Source organism: Mesorhizobium sp. B2-8-1, from assembly GCF_006440955.1.
Classification (GTDB): domain Bacteria; phylum Pseudomonadota; class Alphaproteobacteria; order Rhizobiales; family Rhizobiaceae; genus Mesorhizobium.
In genome coordinates this window covers 154,276-171,408 of sequence record NZ_VFTX01000012.1, presented here as the reverse complement: position 1 = coordinate 171,408, position 17,133 = coordinate 154,276, and the positions used below count along the sequence as shown (strand labels likewise).

Here is a 17,133-nt window from a genome sequence, read left to right as displayed (position 1 = left end):
GCCGACCTCAGCGGTTGGCTCTAGCCACGGCCGAGATACCGAACGACGCCTGGACGGGCTTGGCGTCCTTTTGCGTCGTCCTGGCTTTCCCCGAACCCCCGATGGTCGACAACCATTCGAGGTAGAAAGCGAGCGCGAACTGCATGGCGATGCCGGCGGCGAGCAGCAGGCTGTCATAGGCGAGGCCGCCGGGATTGATCAGCTTCATCACCTGGGCGACCATGGCGATCAGCGTGCCGGCGATGAACACCGGCAGCGAGCGCTTGCCGAGTATCGCCAGCGGATGGTCGGGTCCGGTGCGGAACAGGTTCGAGACCACAGGCAGTGCCACCACCAGATAGCTGACCGCCAGGATGTGCAGCAGCCGCGGGAGCGACAGGAATGTCTTGTCGAAGCCGGTCAGCACCACCGGCAGGTCGAACCAGGTCACCTGGCCCCAAAGCGGACTATGCACCCATGCCAACGCGGCCAGCACATAGGCCGCGGCGGCACCGATCAGCCAGCGGTTGGCTGGAATGACGCCGCCGCGCCTGACATGCAGCATGGCGGCAAGGCCGATATTGAACAGGAATTGCCAAGACAGCGGGTTGAGGAACCAGAGGCCGGGCTCGGGATAGTTCGGCGGGGCGATCTGCCAGATGCCGGCAACAAGCCATAGCAAGCCGGACACTGTCAGCGCTGCAAGCGGCCTGTAGCTGATGAACAGCAAGAAGGCCGGCGCCAGCAAAAGCAGCACCGCGTAGACCGGCAGGATGTTGTTGTAGCCGAGTTGGTGGCCGAGCGTGACGATGCCGACCAGCACCTCGGGCGTGTCCTTCATCAGCGGTTCGATGTTGATCAGCTTCAGCAGTTCCGGCCGCCGGCCGAACACCGCCGCGGCACAGAACAATGCCATCACCGCCATCGTGGTGACGATATGGGCGATATAGAGCACGCCTGCCCGCCGCCACATTTTCAGCGTCGCGAGCAGCCGGCCTCCCGGGCGGAACTTCGTGCCATAGGCAAGCGCGACCGAAATGCCCGATATCAGCACGAAAGCCTCGGCCGCATCCGAAAAGCCGAAATTCTTGTAGGTCAGGGTCTCAAAAGCCGTGCCCGGCACATGGTCGACGAAGATCGTCAGCAGCGCGAGCGCACGCAGCACATCGATGCGCGTATCGCGCTCGGTTGGAACTGGGGTGGTCATCGACAAAAGGCCTCAAAGCTGGTTGTTCATGCCCAGCAATGCGACCCCCGGCGCACCGCTTCGATTCCTCCGCGATGGAGTATATCGGCGCAGAAACGGACTGAAATGCGCCCGGTTCAATCAACTTTCGCGGAGCATGAAAATATTGCGTTTTGAAGCCGGCAAATTGAGTGAAACGAAATGTAATCAAAAGGATACGGCATGAGCGATACAAGCGTCGAAAACAGCCTGCCGCGGCTGGATCTGGCCTTTCCCTATCGCTTCTTCGGATCCGGCGGGGCCAGCGACGAATGCCTGTTCCTGCTGCATGGATCAGGTGTCGACGAGACGACCCTGGTGCCGCTGGCGAGGCAGATCGCACCGCATGCCTGCCTGGTCGCCGTGCGTGGCCGCATCGTCCAGGACGACGGCTTCCGCTGGTTCGAGCGGATCACGCCGACCAGCTTCGAGCAGGCCAGCATCCGCCGCGAGACGGCCGCTTTCGCACGCTTCATGGCCGAGGCCATGAAGCGGCACCGAATCGATCCGAAGCGCGCGGCTTTCCTCGGCTATTCCAACGGCGCCAATCTGGTTTCCAGCCTGATGCTGCTCCATCCCGGCCTTGTCGGACGGGCGGCACTGCTGCGGCCGATGCCGGTGCTGGACGAGACGCCGGCAACCGATCTGACCGGCATCAAGGCGCTGATTGTCGCCGGCGCCGCCGACCTGACCTACGGACCCTTCGCGCCGGCCCTGGTAACGCTGCTCAGCCAGCGCGGCGCCGAGGTCGACGCGCGTATCGTCGCTTCGGGCCATGAAATCGGCGACCCCGATGCCGCGATCGTGCGGCAATGGCTTGCCCCGCCCGCTCCTGCCGCCTGACGGGCAAGACGCGGATCGCCGCGCTCAGCCTCCTTCAGCGATGCCGGCCTGCGCCCCGGCAATCAGCAAGTCGAGGCCGCTTTCGAACAGCGCCTCGTGACCGCCCGCACGATAATCGGCCAGGGCCTGGCTGAGCAGCGGGTAACCGCTTGCCTTGGCATCGAGCGCTGCACCTCGACCCGGGCCGGCCGGATATTCTGCCTGTTCCTCGAGGACGCAGCCCACCGTGTAGCGCCCGACGATCATCAGCAACCGCATGGCCATGACGGAAGGCATGCCGGCCTCGCGCAGAAAAGTGAGCAACCGTTCGACATGTTCGAGATCGCCCGGATCGGCCTCGGTACCGGCATGGACGCGCGCACCGTCGCGATAGGCCATCAAGGCGCCGCGGAAGCTGCGGGCGTTGTTGCGTACGAATTCCTGCCAGCTCTCGCCCGGCAGCGGTACCTGATGTCCATGGCCGCGCCGCAGGATCTCCTCGTTCATTGCGTCGAGCAGGGCGCGCTTGTTCCTGAAATGCCAGTAGAGTGCCGGCTGCTGGACCTTGAGCCGCTGCGCCAGCAGCCGGGTCGAGAGCGCATCGATGCCGACGTCGTTCAACAGCTCGAGCGCCTGCGCCACGATCAGCGCCTTGTCCAGCTTCATATGCACCTCGCTTGCCCAGCCAATTTATCGGTGATAAACGCTACCTTATCACCGATAAACTTTAGGAAAGAAGCATCTCGATGAAAAGGGCCTATCTCGTCGTGCTGACGGCAATGGCGCTGGACGCGGCCGGCATCGGGCTGATCATGCCGGTGCTGCCGGGGCTGTTGCGCGAGGTTGGCCATGTCGAGGACATTGGCTGGATTTTCGGCGCGTTCCTCGCCGCCTATGCCGCAATGCAGGTGCTGTTTTCGCCCCTGCTCGGCGCGTTGTCCGACCGCTACGGCCGCCGGCCGGTGCTGCTTCTGTCGCTTGCCGGGTCGATGCTGGATTATCTGTTCATGACCTTCGCGCCGTCGCTGCCGCTGCTGTTCGTCGGCCGACTGATCGCCGGCCTAACGGGCGCCAGCATGGCGGTGGCCTCCGCCTATATGGTCGACATCAGCAGCGAAGAGCGGCGCGCCCGCGCCTTCGGCCATCTGAGCGCCGCTTTTGGCGTCGGGTTCATCGCCGGTCCGGCGCTCGGCGGCCTGCTCGGCGATGTCTGGCTGCGCGCGCCGTTCCTGGCGGCGACAGGGTTCACCGGCATCAATCTGGTGCTGGCCTTCCTTCTGCTGCCGGAGCCGGAGCGGGTCGGCGGCACAGGCGAGCCGCTGTCGTTCAACCCGCTGGCGCCGCTGCGTTGGGCCCTGACTTTTCCGGCCCTCCTGCCGCTGCTCGGCGCCTTTGCCGTGCTCGGCCTTGTCGGCGAAGTCGGCGGCACCGTCTGGGTTCTCTACGTGCAGGACAAATTCCGCTGGAGCCTTTTCACTGTGGGCATCTCGCTGGCATTGTTCGGCCTCTTCCATGCCGGAGCCCAGGGTTTCGTCGCCGGACCGATCGCCGAGCGCTGGGGCGAAAGGCGAGCGCTCATGGTCGCCATCCTTGCCGACAGCACGGCCTATGTGTCGATCGCGCTGGCCTGGCAAGGCTGGATGGCGTTCGCGCTGTTGCCGCTTTTCTGTCTCGGCGGCATCGGAGCCCCGGCGCTGCAATCGTTGCTGACGTCACGTGTCGCGGCAGATCACCAGGGGCGATTGCAAGGTGTGCTCACCAGCATGACGAGCCTGGTCTCGGTGCTCGGACCACTCGTCATCGCCATGCTCTATTTTCGCACTCGAATGGTCTTCCCAGGCATGGTGTGGGTCGCGGGCGCGACGCTCTATGTCCTCTGCCTGCCCCTGCTGCTCGCAACCGGATCGCCCACGGCCAAACGGGAGGCGGCGGAGTGAGGATAATAGTGGCCGGCGACAGGGTTATCCCTGCCCCATCCTGTTCCAGGCGTCCAGCCCGGCGATCTTATAGGCCTCGGCCAGCGTGGGATAGTTGAATGTATTGTTGACAAAGAAGTCGACCGTGCCACCCAGATTGATCACCGCCTGGCCGATGTGAATCAGTTCGGTGGCGCCCTCGCCGACGATATGCGCGCCGAGCAAGCGGCGTGTCTCGATCGAGAACAGAAGCTTCAGGAAGCCGGTGTTGACGCCCATGATGTGGCCCCGCGAGGTCTCGCGGAAACGGGCCACGCCAACCTCGTAGGCGGCGCCGCTCTCGCGCACCTGTTCCTCGGATTGGCCGACGGTGGAGATCTCGGGCACCGCGTAAATGCCATAAGGAAAGGTTTCCGGCGGCGGCGGCAATGTCACGCCGAAAGCATGGCACGCGGCTACCCGGCCCTGCTCCATCGAGGTGGAGGCCAGGCTCGGAAAGCCGATCACGTCGCCGGCGGCGTAAATGTTGGGCACGCTGGTCTGGAAGGTGTGCGGATCGACCTTGATGCGTCCCCTGGAGTCAGCCTCGATGCCGACCGCATCGAGGCCGAGGCTACCGACATTGCCGGTGCGGCCCGCGGCGTAGAGCACGATCTCGGAACGTATGGTGCGCCCGTCGGCCAGCGTGACCTCTGCATGGTCGGGCCTGGAGGCAATCTCCTTCACGGCGCTTCCCAGCCGGATGGTCATGCCGCGGTCGCGCATCTGGTGGATGAAGTCGTCGACGATCTCGCGGTCGACGAAATCGAGGATCGTGTTGCGCGGCTCGACCAGCGTCACCGGCACGTCGAGTGCCGAAAAGATCGTCGCGTATTCGACGCCGATGACCCCGGCGCCGATGACCGTCAGCGTGCGCGGCAAGCGGTCGAGCTCGAGCATTTCGTCACTGTCGAACACGCGGCTCTTGTCGAACGGCACGTCGCCCGGCCGGTGCGGCCTGGTGCCGACGGCGATCAGCGCATTGGCGAAGCCGACCTCGCTGTAGTCGCCATTGTCCGATGTCAGGCTGACCCTGTTGGGCCCGAGAAATTTCACCGCGGCGCGGGAGCTCTTGACCGTGTTGCGCATGAACTGGTGCTGCAGCACCTCGACCTCGTGGTCGAGCGTCTTGTGCAGGCGCTCGACCAAGTCTCCGACCGAGATGTCCTGCTTAACCCGATAGCCGCGCCCATAGAAGCCGCGCTCACGCCAGCCCGAGAGATTGAGCACGGTTTCGCGCAGCGTCTTCGACGGAATGGTGCCCGTGTGCACGGAAACGCCGCCCAGGCGCCGCCCCCTGTCGACGACCAGTACCGATTTGCCGAGTTTGGCCGATTGTACAGCGGCACGACGGCCGGAAGGGCCGCTGCCAATGACCAGCATGTCGTAATCCATCCTGCCCGTCCCTGCCCCTTGGCGCTTTTGGTGCGCCGCAACAAGCTAACGCCATGTCAGGCGCGAATTCAACCGGCCCGCCGGCCGCTTCCCCCGCCTTGCGCACCGGGAAAGGCTCGATCTTGATTCCGCCATCAGCCTTTACCATTTTCCCAGCAGGTGGGGCGCAGGCTAAGCAGGCCCCTGTTACGAGGAAATGACATGAACGCTCGCGTTCTCGACGGTGAAATCATCAATACCAGGCTCGACGACGTGAGGGCCTATGAAGGGGTACGCACGCGGCGTGTCCTGGCGGTCATGATCGACTATGTCATTGTCGCGCTGCTCACCATCCCTGTCGCCATCCTGGTGTTCTTCCTCGGACTTTTGACCCTCGGCCTTGGCTGGATGCTGTTTGGCGTCCTGGTCCCGGCCGTCGCGATTCTCTACATCTGGAACACGCTTGGCAGCGCCGACCAGGCGACCACGGGCATGAAGATGATGGGCATCCGGCTCGATCGGCTCGACGGCAGGCCGATCGACGGGCTCACGGCAGTGGTCCATTCGGTGCTGTTCTGGGCCGGCAACGTCATCCTGTCGCCGCTGGTGCTGCTGGTGACGCTGTTTTCCGATCGCAAGCGCACGCTGCACGACCTGCTGCTCGGCACGGTGGTCAGCCGCACCGGCCGCTGAGGCGCATTTTCGCAAGCATCGCCGCGGCGTCGGCACAAATGTGAAGGCGTCCGCATGGCCACGCCTTCACAATCCTGTTGAATTTTTCGCTTTCCGCGCCAAAGGTAGAGCGATTCGAAGGAGTGTTTCCGAGACTCGATGACGCAGCACCCGACCCAGTCGCCGCAGTTCTTCCTGACCGCGCCGTCGCCGTGCCCCTATCTCGACGGCCAGTTCGAGCGCAAGGTGTTCACGCATCTGGTCGGCGACAAGGCGTCAGAGATGAATGATCTCCTGACCCAAGGCGGGTTCCGCCGCTCCCAGAACATCGCGTACAGGCCGGCCTGCGAAACCTGCCGCGCCTGCGTCTCCGTGCGCATCCTGGCGCAGGAATTCGTCGCCAGCCGCAACATGAAGCGCGTGCTGCAGCACAATTCCGATCTCGTCGGCGCCATGCACAATGCCGAGCCCTCGACCGAACAATATTCGCTGTTCCGCAGCTATCTCGATGCCCGCCACCGCCGCGGCGGCATGTCGGACATGACGGTTCTGGACTACGCCATGATGGTCGAGGACACCCATGTCGACACCAAGGTCATCGAATATCGCCGGCGCGGGCCCGATACTTTCATCACCGGCAAGGGACAGGGCGAGCTGATCGCGGTGGCGCTCACCGACAAGATGGCCGACGGCCTGTCGATGGTGTATTCCTACTTCAATCCCGACTTCGAGGAGCGGTCTCTCGGCACGTTCATGATCCTCGATCACATCGCTCGCGCCAGGGCGATGGGGCTGCCCCATGTCTACCTGGGATACTGGGTCAACGGCTCGCGCAAGATGAATTATAAGATGCGCTTCATGCCGCAGGAGCATCTCGGCCCGAAGGGCTGGGAGCGCTACACCAACGAAGCGGTCTCACGCTGAGTTTTTCCAAGATCCACGTTTAACTGTTTCAACGCAGGGGATGCTGGTCTTTCAGCCGCTTGGCGGGAGAGTGCGTCATTGCGCCGATCGGCTGTCCCATCTGTATTTCATTACGAAAGTTTGCAAATGACGTCCCACAGCGACCACCAGAAGGGCCTTCTGATAACCGCCATTGGCGGCCTGACGCTGACCCTCGACATTCCGCTGATCCGCCTCGCCGATGGCGGCGCATGGACGATCCTGCTCTTGCGCGGGGCCGCCACCTTCATCGCCGCAATGATCATCTGGGCTGTCTGGCGGGCGCTCAGCCGAAACGCGCCTCAGCTCATTCCAGGCTGGTCGGGACTGGCGGCCGCGATATGCTACGGGCTGACCTCGATCACCTTCGTCACCGCCGTCTTCTACACCTCGACCGCCGACCTGGTGTTCATCCTGGCCTTCAACACAGTGTTCGCCGCGCTCTTGTCCTGGTTGTTTCTCCGCGAAAAGCCGCGGGCGGTGACGCTCGCGGCGATGCTGGTCATGATCCTCGGCGTGCTGGTAATCGTCGGCGGATCCGTCGGCACCGGACACCTGTTCGGCAATTTCATGGCGTTGTGTTCGGCCTTCTTCATTTCCGTGGCCATCACCATTTCGCGGGCCAGCGGCAAGGACATGGGCTTCACGGCGCTCGTCGGGGTGGTTCCGTCGCTCGTGCTGGCGGCCTTCATGGTGTCAGGTGAAGGCGTCCATGTGAGCGCGCCCTGGTGGATCATCTTTAACGGCGCCGTGATCATGCCGATTTCGTTCTTCTGCCTGGCGGCCGGTCCCAAATACATCTCCGGACCGGAAGTGGCGATGTTCTACCTTCTGGAGACCGTGCTGGCACCGGTGTGGGTATGGCTGATCTTCTCCGAAACGCCGTCACGCAACAGCCTGATCGGCGGCGCGATCCTGATCGTCACATTGGTGGTCCATTCGGTGTGGCAGTTGCATGACGGACGCAGGCGCCGCGCCGCCCTTGCGGTGCGTCATCCGGCCTGAATCTTCTTCGCCTCGCCGTCGATCTCGATCAGCGACGGCGAGCCTTCCTGTTCAGGGGAAGCAGGCATCTCGTCCATCATTTCCACCTCGCGCAGCCATTCGCGCCAGATCGCCACCAGCAGTGCCATCAGCACCGGGCCGATGAACAGGCCGAGAAAGCCCATCGTCTTGACGCCGCCGATCAGGCCGAAAAAGGTCGGCAGGAAGGGCAGTTTTATCGGCCCGCCGACGAGCTTCGGTCGCAAGGTCTTGTCGACGATGAACAGTTCGACCGTCCCCCAGATGAACAAAGCCAGGCCGGCCACCGGTGAGCCGCTGGCAGCGAGATAGATCGAAACCAGCGTGAAGGACAGCGGTGCCCCGCCGGGAATCAGCGCCATGACCCCGGTGAGCGCGCCAAGCGTCACGGGCGACGGCACGCCGGCCAGCCAGTAGGCGATGCCGAGCACCAATCCCTCGCCGATGGCGATGACGGTCATGCCGGTCACGGTCGAGGAAATGGTCGCCGGCACGACCCGCGAGATGCGCTCCCACCTCGTCGGCAGGATGCGCTCGCCCAGGCGATCGACCTGGCCCGCGAAATGCTCGCCGTCGCGATAGGCGAAGAACAGCGCGATCATCATGAACAAAAGCGTCAAAAGCAGGCCGAAGGCGCTGCCGCCAGCGGCAAGGACGCCGCGATAGATGCTGCCGATATTGGCGCCGCTGACCAGTTGGATCAGTTCGCCGATGCCGCCGGGATGGCCGAGATTGGTCGTCCATTGCTGGTTCAGCCATTCTCCTACGATAGGCAGCGTGGCGATCCAGTGCGGTGTCGGGGCGCCGTGCCGGTTGGTCTCGATCGCCCAGCCGACCCATTCGCGCACCTCGTTGATGGCGTAGGTGCCCGCGAGCGCGATCGGTATGACCAGGAAGGCAAGGATGAACAATATGGCGAAGGTGGCGGCGATGGTGCGGTTGCCGCCGACACCGGCCAAAAGCCGCCGGTAAAGCGGCCAGCTTGCGAAGGCGATGACCAGCGCGGCCAGCACCGGGAACAGGAAGCCGTGGAAGAAATAGACGCCGGCGGCAACGATCAGCACCAGCAGCCAGCGCGCCGCCGAGAGCGGTGGGATGACGGCGGCTCTGAGCGGCGTCGACAGACCGAACAGGCGCTGCCCCGGTTTCTGGATTTTCGCTTCCTTCAAACGCTCGTCTCTCCCCGGCCATCCCGCGGCTTATGCTCTGATATAGTGCAGCAATCGTGACGATAGTTCAAAAGGTGATGGTGAAGCTGCGGATCTCCCCCCTCGAGGGGGAGATGGCCGGCAGGCCAGAGGGGGTAGCCGCGCGTAAGGCGCTAGCATTCTTTGTTCAAAGCGATGAGGTTGCGTCCAGTCGAACCGACCCCCTCTGTCGCCTTCGGCGGCATCTCCCTTCGAGGGGGGAGATTACCCAAATTTCCCGGTCCTCGGGAAACCCTTCGGCACCATGCGGCCAGCCGACGCGCGGGCGCCGATCCATTCGGCCAATTCCTCGCGCGACCTTGTAAAGGTGCGGTCGGCCGAATCCTGCCAGGAAAGGCCGGTCTCCAGCGTAAACGGCTTGAGATCGAGAAGCCCGCCATCCTTGTATTTCTGCAGCCGCACGCCCTTGCCGCGGCTCATTTCCGGAATGTCGGACAGCGGAAACACCAGCATCTTTCGGTTCTCGCCGACGATGGCCAGATGATCGCCGCCGACCGGCACGCAGCGCTTGGCTTCGTCGGGCGCCTTGACGTTCATCACCTGCTTGCCCTTGCGGGTGTTGGCGACGACCTCTTCCTCCGGCACGATGAAACCGTTGGCGTCATGCGAGACCAGCAGCAGCTTGCGCTTCGGATCGTGGACGAAGGCGGTGACGATGTCCTGGTCATTGTCCATGTCGACGATGATGCGGATCGGCTCGCCATGGCCGCGCCCGCCCGGCAGCCGATCGGCGCCGATGGTGTAAAATTTGCCGCCGGTGGTGAACACCAGGATCTTGTCGGTCGTCTGCGCATGGAAGGCGAGTTTCAGGCTGTCGCCTTCCTTGAACGCAAGCTGCGAATGATCGGTCAGATGACCCTTCATCGCACGCAGCCAGCCCTTTTCCGAGACCACCACGGTGACCGGCTCGCGCTCGATCATGGCATGTGCGATGTCGGTCAGGTCATGCTCGGGCGCATCGGCGAACTGGGTGCGGCGCTTACCGAGCTCGGTCTCGGGGCCGAATTTGTCCCGCAGGCTCGCAACCTCCCACTTGATCGTCCCCCATTGCTTGGCTTCGGACGCAAGCAGCGCCTCGATCTGCTTCTTTTCGGCAGTGAGGCCGTCGAATTCCTTGCGGATCTCGAATTCTTCCAGCTTGCGCAGGGCGCGCAGGCGCATGTTGAGAATGGCTTCGGCCTGGGTGTCGGTGAGCGACCAGCGGGCCATCATGACCTGCTTTGGCTCATCCTCCTCACGGATGATCTTGATCACCTCGTCGATATTGAGATAGGCGATCAGGTAGCCGGCAAGGATCTCCAGCCGTCTTTCGATCTCGCCGAGGCGGTGTTTCGAGCGGCGGATCAGCACGTCGCGACGATGCTCGAGCCATTCCTGCAGCACGCCTTTCAGTGACAGGACGTTAGGCACCTTGCCGCGCGACAGCACGTTCATGTTGAGCGGGAAACGGCTTTCAAGCTCGGTGAGCTTGAACAGCGACTCCATCAGGATGCCGGGATCGACGGAACGGCTCTTGGGCACCAGCACGACGCGGATGTCCTCGGCGCTCTCGTCCCTGATGTCCTCGAGCAGCGGCAATTTGCGCGCCATCAGGAGCTCGGCGATCTTCTCGATCAGGCGCGCCTTCTGCACGCCATAGGGGATTTCGGTGACGACGATGCTCCAGGTGCCCCTGCCCTGGTCTTCCTGGCTCCATTTTGCCCGCACGCGAAAGCCGCCACGGCCGGTTTCATAGGATTCGAGGATGGAGGCTCGGCTATCGACGATGATGCCGCCGGTCGGGAAATCCGGGCCCTGGACGAAATCCATCAGCTTGGCCACCGGCGCGTCCCGATGCTCGATCAGGTGAAGGGCGGCGTCGCAAAGTTCGGCCGCGTTGTGCGGCGGGATCGATGTCGCCATGCCGACAGCGATGCCGGACGAGCCATTGGCCAGCAGATTGGGGAAGGCGCCCGGGAGCACCACCGGCTCCTCGTCCTCCTCATTGTAGGTCGGCCGGTAGTCGACGGCATCCTCGGTGATGCCCGCGAGCAGCTCGGTCGCCACATCGGTCATGCGCGCTTCGGTGTAGCGCATGGCGGCGGCGTTATCGCCGTCAATGTTGCCGAAATTGCCCTGGCCGTCGACCAAGGGGTAGCGCATCGAGAAATCCTGCGCCAGCCGCACCAGCGCATCGTAGATCGACTGGTCGCCATGCGGGTGGAACTTGCCCATCACCTCGCCGACGATACGAGCGCATTTGGCGAAGCCCTGGTCGGGGTTGAGGCGCAGCAGGCGCATGGCGTGCATGATGCGGCGATGGACGGGCTTCAGCCCGTCGCGGACATCGGGCAGCGCCCGGTGCATGATGGTCGACAGCGCATAGGCAAGATAGCGCTCTTCGAGCGCCTTCTTCAGATCGACCGGTTCGATGTGATCGCCGCCACCATTGTCAGGCGGCAAAAGCCTTTTTCCCATGGGCTGGAACTAGCCGAGCGGGTGATTCGCGGCAAGAGGGCAAGCCTTGAAGTGGGTGCATGCCCTGCCCTGCAACACGAAGCCGCAGGCAAGCCCGCCAGCCAACATCAATCCGTTACATGCCGTCTCTATTGCGAAGCGCGACGACGCCGGGCGGCCCGGTCTCCAGCATGTTCGGATCGAGTTTGCCTTTCGCCGCGATTTTTGACCATTGTGGCGGGATGCGCCTTTTTCCCGTCCAGTTCGTCACTGAAGGGTGATGGCGCCAAAAATTGAAAAATAATTTTCAGGACACTCGCAGGGGCATTCGCGATGACAATCAAACGCTCGACTCTCAGGAAATTCGCCTTTTCGACCTTCTTGCTCACACTGCCGCTGAACGCGGCGCTCGCCCAGGACACCGCGGTCGCCGACCGGCTGAAGGCGGCACTTGCCGCGCAGGGCGTCAACATCTCCTGGACCGGCGTGACCGGCGACAACGCCAGCATGGTGTTGCAGGGCGTATCCATCAAACCGGGCGCGGAAAAAGAAGCCCTTGCGATCGGCGACGTCAAACTCGAGGGCGTGACCGAAGCCAATGGCGGCTATGATATCGCAACCGTGTCGACCTCGGCATTCGAACATAGCAAGGACGGCGTCACCCTCAATTTAAGCCCCCTCGTCATCCACGACATGATGGTTCCGGCCAGCGGCGCCAGCGGCCCGCTGGGCTCGCTGATGATGTACAAGTCCGCCGAACTCTCGAACATGAGGGTCAAGATCGCCGACAAGACCGTTTTCTCGATGGACGGGCTTGCCATCGAAATCACGCCGCCGGTCGACGGCCAAGCGATGAAATTCACCGGCACCACCGAGAAGTTCAATGCCGACCTGACGCTGGTCGAGGATCCCAAGTCGAAGGAAGTCATCAACGCACTCGGCTACCAGAACATTGCGGGCAATTTCGAGATGGCCGGCACCTGGCAGCCCACTGACGGCAAGATGGAGCTGTCGAAATACAACATTTCGGTCGAGAATGCCGGCACGCTCGGCATGACCTTCGATCTCGGCGGCTACACGCTCGACTTCATCAAGTCGCTGCAGGAAATGCAGAAGAAGATGGCCGCGCAGCCCGAAGGGGCCGACAACTCGGCGCAAGGCATGGCCATGCTCGGCCTGTTGCAGCAGCTTTCCTTCAACAGCGCCTCGATCCGTTTCGACGACGATTCTCTGACGGGCAAGGTGCTGGACTATGTCGGCAAGCAGCAAGGCATGTCGGGCAAGGATATCGCCAACCAGGCCAAGGCGATCGTGCCGTTCGGCATGGCGCAGCTCAACAATCCGGAGCTGACGGCGCAGGTAACGGCGGCGGTCGGCAAATATCTCGACGATCCGAAGAGCCTCGAGATCTCGGCTAAGCCGCCGGCGTCGGTGCCGTTCGCACTGATCATGGCGGGCGCCATGTCCAATCCGACCGACCTGCCGAAGACGCTCGGCGTCACCGTCAAGGCCAACGAAGACTGATCGAAGCGACCTCGACTTGCTTCAAGATACGAAAAGCCCGGCAGCGATGCCGGGCTTTTGTCTGCGATTCTCAATCGAACGAGTCACTTCGGAGGCTTCTTTAAAGCGCCGTCCGAAGCGCCATCATGCCTCTTTCTTGATCGGTGCGACACGCAGCGACAAGTCGCGAAGCTGCTGCGGCGTGGCTTCCGACGGCGCATTCATCAACAGGTCGTAAGCCTGCTGGTTCATCGGGAACATGGTGATCTCGCGCAGGTTCTTGGCGCCCACCAGCAACATCACGACGCGGTCGATGCCGAATGCCGCTCCGCCGTGCGGCGGGGCGCCGTACTGAAACGCACGGTAAAGGCCGCCAAAGCGCTCCTCGACGGTCTGGCGATCCAGTCCGACCATCTCGAAGGCCCTGACCATGGTTTCGGGCAAATGGTTGCGGATGCCGCCCGAGGCAATCTCGAAGCCGTTGCACACGGCGTCGTACTGGAATGCCTTGATGCCGAGCGGCTCCTGGTTGTTGAGGGCGTCGATGCCGCCCTGCGGCATCGAAAACGGATTGTGGGCGAAATCGATCTTCTTCTCGTCCTCGTTCCACTCGAAGAACGGAAAGTCGACGATCCAGCACAGCTCGAAACGGTCGCGGTCGACCAGGTTCAGTTCCTCGCCGGCGCGGGTGCGCGCAGCACCCGCGAAGGAGACGAATTTCTTGGGATCGCCGGCGACGAAGAAGGCGGCATCGCCATCGGCAAGGCCCAGCTGAAGGCGGATCGCCTCGGTGCGCTCCTCGCCGATGTTCTTGGCAAGCGGACCCGCGCCTTCGAGTTTCTCGCCTTCCTTGCGCCAGAAGATGTAGCCCAATCCGGGCTGCCCCTCGCCTTGCGCCCAGCTGTTCATGCGGTCGCAGAAGGCACGGCTGCCCCCGGTCTTGGCCGGAATGGCCCAGACCTCGGCCTTGGGATCGTTGGCCAGGATGTTGGCGAAGACCTTGAAGCCGGAATCACGAAAATGGTCGGAGACCGCCTGCATCTCGATCGGGTTGCGCAGATCCGGCTTGTCGGTACCGTATTTGCGCATCGCAACATCATAGGGAATGCGCGGCCAGTCCTTCGTGACGGGCTTGCCGTTGGCAAAGGCCTCGAAGACCGATGTCATCACCGGCGCCATGGTGGAAAGCACGTCATCCTGCTCGACAAAGCTCATTTCGAGGTCGAGCTGGTAGAATTCGCCGGGCAGGCGGTCGGCGCGCGGATCCTCGTCGCGGAAGCAGGGCGCGATCTGGAAATAACGATCGAAACCCGAGACCATGATCAGCTGCTTGTATTGCTGCGGCGCCTGCGGCAGCGCATAGAAAGTGCCGGGGTGAATGCGCGACGGCACCAGGAAGTCGCGCGCGCCTTCGGGCGACGATGCGGTGAGGATCGGCGTCGAGAATTCGGTGAAGCCGACCTCGCCCATGCGCTTGCGCATCTCGGCGATGATCTTCGTGCGCGCCACGATGTTCCTGTGCAGCGTCTCGCGGCGCAGGTCGAGGAAGCGGTATTTCAGCCTGATGTCCTCGGGATAGTCCGGCTCGCCGAAGACCGGCAGCGGCAATTCCTTGGCCGCCGAAAGCACTTCGATCTCGCGCGCGAAAATCTCGATCTCGCCGGTCGGCAGGTTGGCATTGGTGGTTTCAGGCAGGCGCGCCTTGACCTCGCCGTCGACGCGGATCACCCATTCGCCGCGCACTGTTTCGGCGATCTTGAAGGCCGGCGAATCGGGATCGGCGACGATTTGGGTCAGGCCATAGTGGTCGCGCAGGTCGATGAACAGCAGGCCGCCATGGTCGCGCACGCGATGCACCCAGCCCGACAGGCGAACGGAAGCGCCGACGTCGCTCTTTCTCAACTGGGCACAGGTATGGCTGCGGTAACGGTGCATTGTCATGGGCAAAAGTCCGGGATGTTGGTTGCCGGCCGAAGCATCGCGGCCCGGCCTGAAAAATTTGCGCGAAAAGCGCATGGGAGGCCCGGTTTGTCAAGGCGAGTGGGCGGAGGGCCAGGGCAACGAACCCGGGTTGACGGGTTCTTTCGGAGCATTCGCCGGCGCGCAGGTCGCCCTATGAACCAAGGCTTGACAGCCGCAGGCGATGCGCGAGGTGATCGACGACCAATGCGGCGCTTGCGGAAGACGTTGTGGCCCGATGAAGGCGGATCTCCGCCCCGGGCAGCGGCGGCACATAAGGGCCAGGATGGACATCGCGCAGGCCGGGCGCGAGCATGCTGCCCTTGACCACGGTAACCGCAAGGCCCTGCTCGACGATCGCCTCCGTCGCGGCAAGGCTCGGGCTGACATAGGCCAGTCGCCACGGCCGGCCCGCTCTGTCGAGCGCGTCAATCGCCCATGCGCGAAACAAGCAATCGGGGTCCGACAACGCGACGGGCAGCGGATCGAGTTCTTCGACAGAGTGGGTCCTCGCCGCCGCCCATATCGCTCTTTCGCGGCATATCAGATCGCCCTCCGCCACACCTTCCGGATGCATGGCGATGACCGCGTCAAATGATGAGCCGAGCCGTTTCAGCAGCCGCGCCGTGAGGCCGATCTCCATTTCGACCTGCATGAGCGGAAATCGCACGGCGATATCGGCGAGGAGGCGTGGCAGGATCTTGGTGCCGTAGTCCTCCATGACGCCTATCCGGATGCGTCCCGCTACCCGTTGGTTGGAGACACGGGCAATCGCCTGCTCGTTAAGTGCAAGAATGCGGCGTGCGTCGATCAGAAACCCCTCGCCGGCGGCCGTAAGCTCGACATGGGCCGTCGATCGACGGAACAGCGAAATGTCGAGGCGCTCTTCAAGGCGCTTCACCTGCAAGCTGACGGTGGCTTGCGTTCGATTGAGCTGCTCGGCGGCTCGCGTGAAAGAGAGCCGCTCGGCAACGACGACGAAAGTCCGCAACAATTCCGGATCGAGACTCCGACTGCTCATTGCGCAAGCTTATCAAGCTCATTGCATTTATTCGATTCCTTTTACCCGGTTTGCCCGATACCGCTGGACTCCGAACTGGCAGAGGGGAAGCGATGGAAACTGGAGGCGTGCTCGCGGCGATTCTCTCCAGCGCCTTTGGCGGCACCGCTGTCGGTGCAACGCGCTATCTCGCGCATTCGCTGGATCCGCTCACCATCGGCGCGATCCGGTTCGGGGGTGGTTTTCTGGTGCTCGCCGCCGTAGCGCTTCTGCGACGGGACAAGTGGCCTGCGAAAAGCGATTGGCCTGGCGCCGCCGCATTGGGCCTGCTGTTCTTCGGCCTGTTCCCGGCGCTCTTCAACGGAGCCCTTGTCTACACGACGGCGGCGCGAGGAGCTCTGGCGCTTTCGACGCTGCCTGTGCTCACAATGCTCGCAGGCGCGGTTCTAGGGATCGAACCGCCGACGACGCGCAAGATCGTCGGCGTCCTGGTCGCGATGGCCGGAGTGGCTGTCGCGCTTGGCAGCAGCCTGACGACAGCTCCCCAGGGCGCCTGGCGCGGAGACCTCCTGATGATCGCGGCGGCATTCTGCATGGCGCTCTACAATGTCTGGTCGCGACCTTTTCTCACCCGCTGCGCGCCGACATCATTCGCCGCGTTTGGCATGGCCGTCGGCACGGCCTGCCTGTTGGCGCTGTCGACTTTGACTGGAGGCCTGACGCGACTTGCCGCGCTTGAGGCGTCGCAATGGGTTGCCAGCGGATACCTGGCCGTAATTTGCGGCGCCCTGATCTTCTTCCTCTGGGCGTTCGCGCTTGAACGTGCGCCGCCAACGCTGGTTGCCGTTTCAGTTGCCGTGAACCCCGTGACGGCATCGATCTTCGGCGCCGTCTTTCTCGGTGAGCAAATCAATGCAAACCTAATTGTCGGGCTCATCGCTGTCCTCGCGGGAATAGCCATCGCGTCGGGAGCAGCCGGGCGGTTCGCCGTGGGACGTCGAGGAGGCAGGCGCCGACTTCCTTGAACGGAAAGGC

General features: G+C 63.2%; 14 protein-coding genes. 7 read left to right on the top strand and 7 right to left on the bottom strand.

Annotation, left to right across the window (positions count from 1 at the left end; genetic code table 11):
* Positions 1-7 precede the first annotated feature (7 nt).
* Positions 8-1,186: an OpgC family protein gene (locus FJ428_RS26525; RefSeq protein WP_140880496.1), complete on the bottom strand. Its 1,179-nt coding sequence runs from the start codon at positions 1,184-1,186 to the stop codon at positions 8-10.
* Positions 1,187-1,387: 201 nt separating this feature from the next.
* On the opposite strand from FJ428_RS26525, the gene FJ428_RS26520 reads away from it, so the two are divergent.
* Positions 1,388-2,047, top strand: a complete 660-nt coding sequence (locus tag FJ428_RS26520) for an alpha/beta hydrolase (RefSeq protein ID WP_140515667.1) — start codon at positions 1,388-1,390, stop codon at positions 2,045-2,047.
* A 24-nt stretch (positions 2,048-2,071) separates the two neighbouring features.
* Here FJ428_RS26520 and FJ428_RS26515 read toward each other — a convergent pair whose 3' ends face one another.
* Complete coding sequence (locus FJ428_RS26515; RefSeq protein ID WP_140494084.1) at positions 2,072-2,692, bottom strand: TetR/AcrR family transcriptional regulator C-terminal domain-containing protein; 621 nt, start codon at positions 2,690-2,692, stop codon at positions 2,072-2,074.
* 80 nt (positions 2,693-2,772) lie between these two features.
* Between FJ428_RS26515 and FJ428_RS26510 the strand changes: the two genes are divergently transcribed.
* On the top strand, positions 2,773-3,963 hold the full coding sequence (locus FJ428_RS26510) for a TCR/Tet family MFS transporter (protein WP_140494086.1): 1,191 nt from the start codon (positions 2,773-2,775) through the stop codon (positions 3,961-3,963).
* A 24-nt stretch (positions 3,964-3,987) separates the two neighbouring features.
* On the opposite strand, the gene sthA is transcribed toward FJ428_RS26510, so the two are convergent.
* Positions 3,988-5,376, bottom strand: a complete 1,389-nt coding sequence (sthA, locus tag FJ428_RS26505; protein ID WP_140494088.1) for a Si-specific NAD(P)(+) transhydrogenase — start codon at positions 5,374-5,376, stop codon at positions 3,988-3,990.
* Between the two features lie 201 nt (positions 5,377-5,577).
* On the opposite strand from sthA, the gene FJ428_RS26500 reads away from it, so the two are divergent.
* From FJ428_RS26500 to FJ428_RS26490, 3 genes are all read left to right on the top strand, one after another.
* On the top strand, positions 5,578-6,048 hold the full coding sequence (locus tag FJ428_RS26500; protein ID WP_140494090.1) for an RDD family protein: 471 nt from the start codon (positions 5,578-5,580) through the stop codon (positions 6,046-6,048).
* Positions 6,049-6,186: 138 nt separating this feature from the next.
* The gene (locus FJ428_RS26495) at positions 6,187-6,951 is read left to right on the top strand and encodes an arginyltransferase (protein WP_140494092.1); all 765 of its coding nucleotides are present in this window, start codon (positions 6,187-6,189) and stop codon (positions 6,949-6,951) included.
* A gap of 126 nt (positions 6,952-7,077) precedes the next feature.
* On the top strand, positions 7,078-7,974 hold the full coding sequence (locus FJ428_RS26490; protein ID WP_140515659.1) for a DMT family transporter: 897 nt from the start codon (positions 7,078-7,080) through the stop codon (positions 7,972-7,974).
* On the opposite strand, the gene FJ428_RS26485 is transcribed toward FJ428_RS26490, so the two are convergent.
* Both FJ428_RS26485 and parC read right to left on the bottom strand, forming a co-directional pair.
* Positions 7,962-9,161, bottom strand: a complete 1,200-nt coding sequence (locus FJ428_RS26485) for an AI-2E family transporter (protein ID WP_140515657.1) — start codon at positions 9,159-9,161, stop codon at positions 7,962-7,964. The genes FJ428_RS26490 and FJ428_RS26485 overlap by 13 nt on opposite strands.
* Positions 9,162-9,404: 243 nt before the next feature.
* Positions 9,405-11,657, bottom strand: a complete 2,253-nt coding sequence (gene parC / locus FJ428_RS26480; protein ID WP_140557024.1) for a DNA topoisomerase IV subunit A — start codon at positions 11,655-11,657, stop codon at positions 9,405-9,407.
* A 312-nt stretch (positions 11,658-11,969) separates the two neighbouring features.
* On the opposite strand from parC, the gene FJ428_RS26475 reads away from it, so the two are divergent.
* Positions 11,970-13,160 (top strand): hypothetical protein, encoded by a 1,191-nt coding sequence (locus FJ428_RS26475; protein WP_140880495.1) that lies wholly within the window; start codon positions 11,970-11,972, stop codon positions 13,158-13,160.
* A 123-nt stretch (positions 13,161-13,283) separates the two neighbouring features.
* Here the strand turns inward: FJ428_RS26475 and aspS are convergent, their stop codons facing one another.
* Both aspS and FJ428_RS26465 read right to left on the bottom strand, forming a co-directional pair.
* Positions 13,284-15,074 carry an aspartate--tRNA ligase gene (aspS, locus tag FJ428_RS26470; RefSeq protein WP_181167403.1) on the bottom strand — a complete coding sequence of 597 codons (1,791 nt, stop codon included), beginning with the start codon at positions 15,072-15,074 and terminating at the stop codon, positions 13,284-13,286.
* 178 nt (positions 15,075-15,252) lie between these two features.
* Positions 15,253-16,119, bottom strand: a complete 867-nt coding sequence (locus FJ428_RS26465; protein ID WP_140557030.1) for a LysR family transcriptional regulator — start codon at positions 16,117-16,119, stop codon at positions 15,253-15,255.
* Between FJ428_RS26465 and FJ428_RS26460 the strand changes: the two genes are divergently transcribed.
* The gene (locus tag FJ428_RS26460) at positions 16,119-17,123 is read left to right on the top strand and encodes a DMT family transporter (RefSeq protein ID WP_318012516.1); all 1,005 of its coding nucleotides are present in this window, start codon (positions 16,119-16,121) and stop codon (positions 17,121-17,123) included. The two genes, FJ428_RS26465 and FJ428_RS26460, sit on opposite strands and share 1 nt — an antisense overlap.
* Positions 17,124-17,133: the final 10 nt, after the last annotated feature.

What these genes read in the sequence shown, in the direction of transcription:
- FJ428_RS26500 (WP_140494090.1), top strand. Translation starts at nt 5,578, where the DNA reads ATGAACGCTCGCGTTCTCGACGGTGAAATCATCAATACCAGGCTCGAC.
- FJ428_RS26510 (WP_140494086.1), top strand. Translation starts at nt 2,773, where the DNA reads ATGAAAAGGGCCTATCTCGTCGTGCTGACGGCAATGGCGCTGGACGCG.
- FJ428_RS26475 (WP_140880495.1), top strand. Translation starts at nt 11,970, where the DNA reads ATGACAATCAAACGCTCGACTCTCAGGAAATTCGCCTTTTCGACCTTC.
- FJ428_RS26465 (WP_140557030.1), bottom strand. Translation starts at nt 16,119, where the DNA reads ATGAGCAGTCGGAGTCTCGATCCGGAATTGTTGCGGACTTTCGTCGTC.
- FJ428_RS26525 (WP_140880496.1), bottom strand. Translation starts at nt 1,186, where the DNA reads ATGACCACCCCAGTTCCAACCGAGCGCGATACGCGCATCGATGTGCTG.
- parC (WP_140557024.1), bottom strand. Translation starts at nt 11,657, where the DNA reads ATGGGAAAAAGGCTTTTGCCGCCTGACAATGGTGGCGGCGATCACATC.
- aspS (WP_181167403.1), bottom strand. Translation starts at nt 15,074, where the DNA reads ATGCACCGTTACCGCAGCCATACCTGTGCCCAGTTGAGAAAGAGCGAC.
- FJ428_RS26520 (WP_140515667.1), top strand. Translation starts at nt 1,388, where the DNA reads ATGAGCGATACAAGCGTCGAAAACAGCCTGCCGCGGCTGGATCTGGCC.
- FJ428_RS26490 (WP_140515659.1), top strand. Translation starts at nt 7,078, where the DNA reads ATGACGTCCCACAGCGACCACCAGAAGGGCCTTCTGATAACCGCCATT.
- FJ428_RS26495 (WP_140494092.1), top strand. Translation starts at nt 6,187, where the DNA reads ATGACGCAGCACCCGACCCAGTCGCCGCAGTTCTTCCTGACCGCGCCG.
- FJ428_RS26515 (WP_140494084.1), bottom strand. Translation starts at nt 2,692, where the DNA reads ATGAAGCTGGACAAGGCGCTGATCGTGGCGCAGGCGCTCGAGCTGTTG.
- sthA (WP_140494088.1), bottom strand. Translation starts at nt 5,376, where the DNA reads ATGGATTACGACATGCTGGTCATTGGCAGCGGCCCTTCCGGCCGTCGT.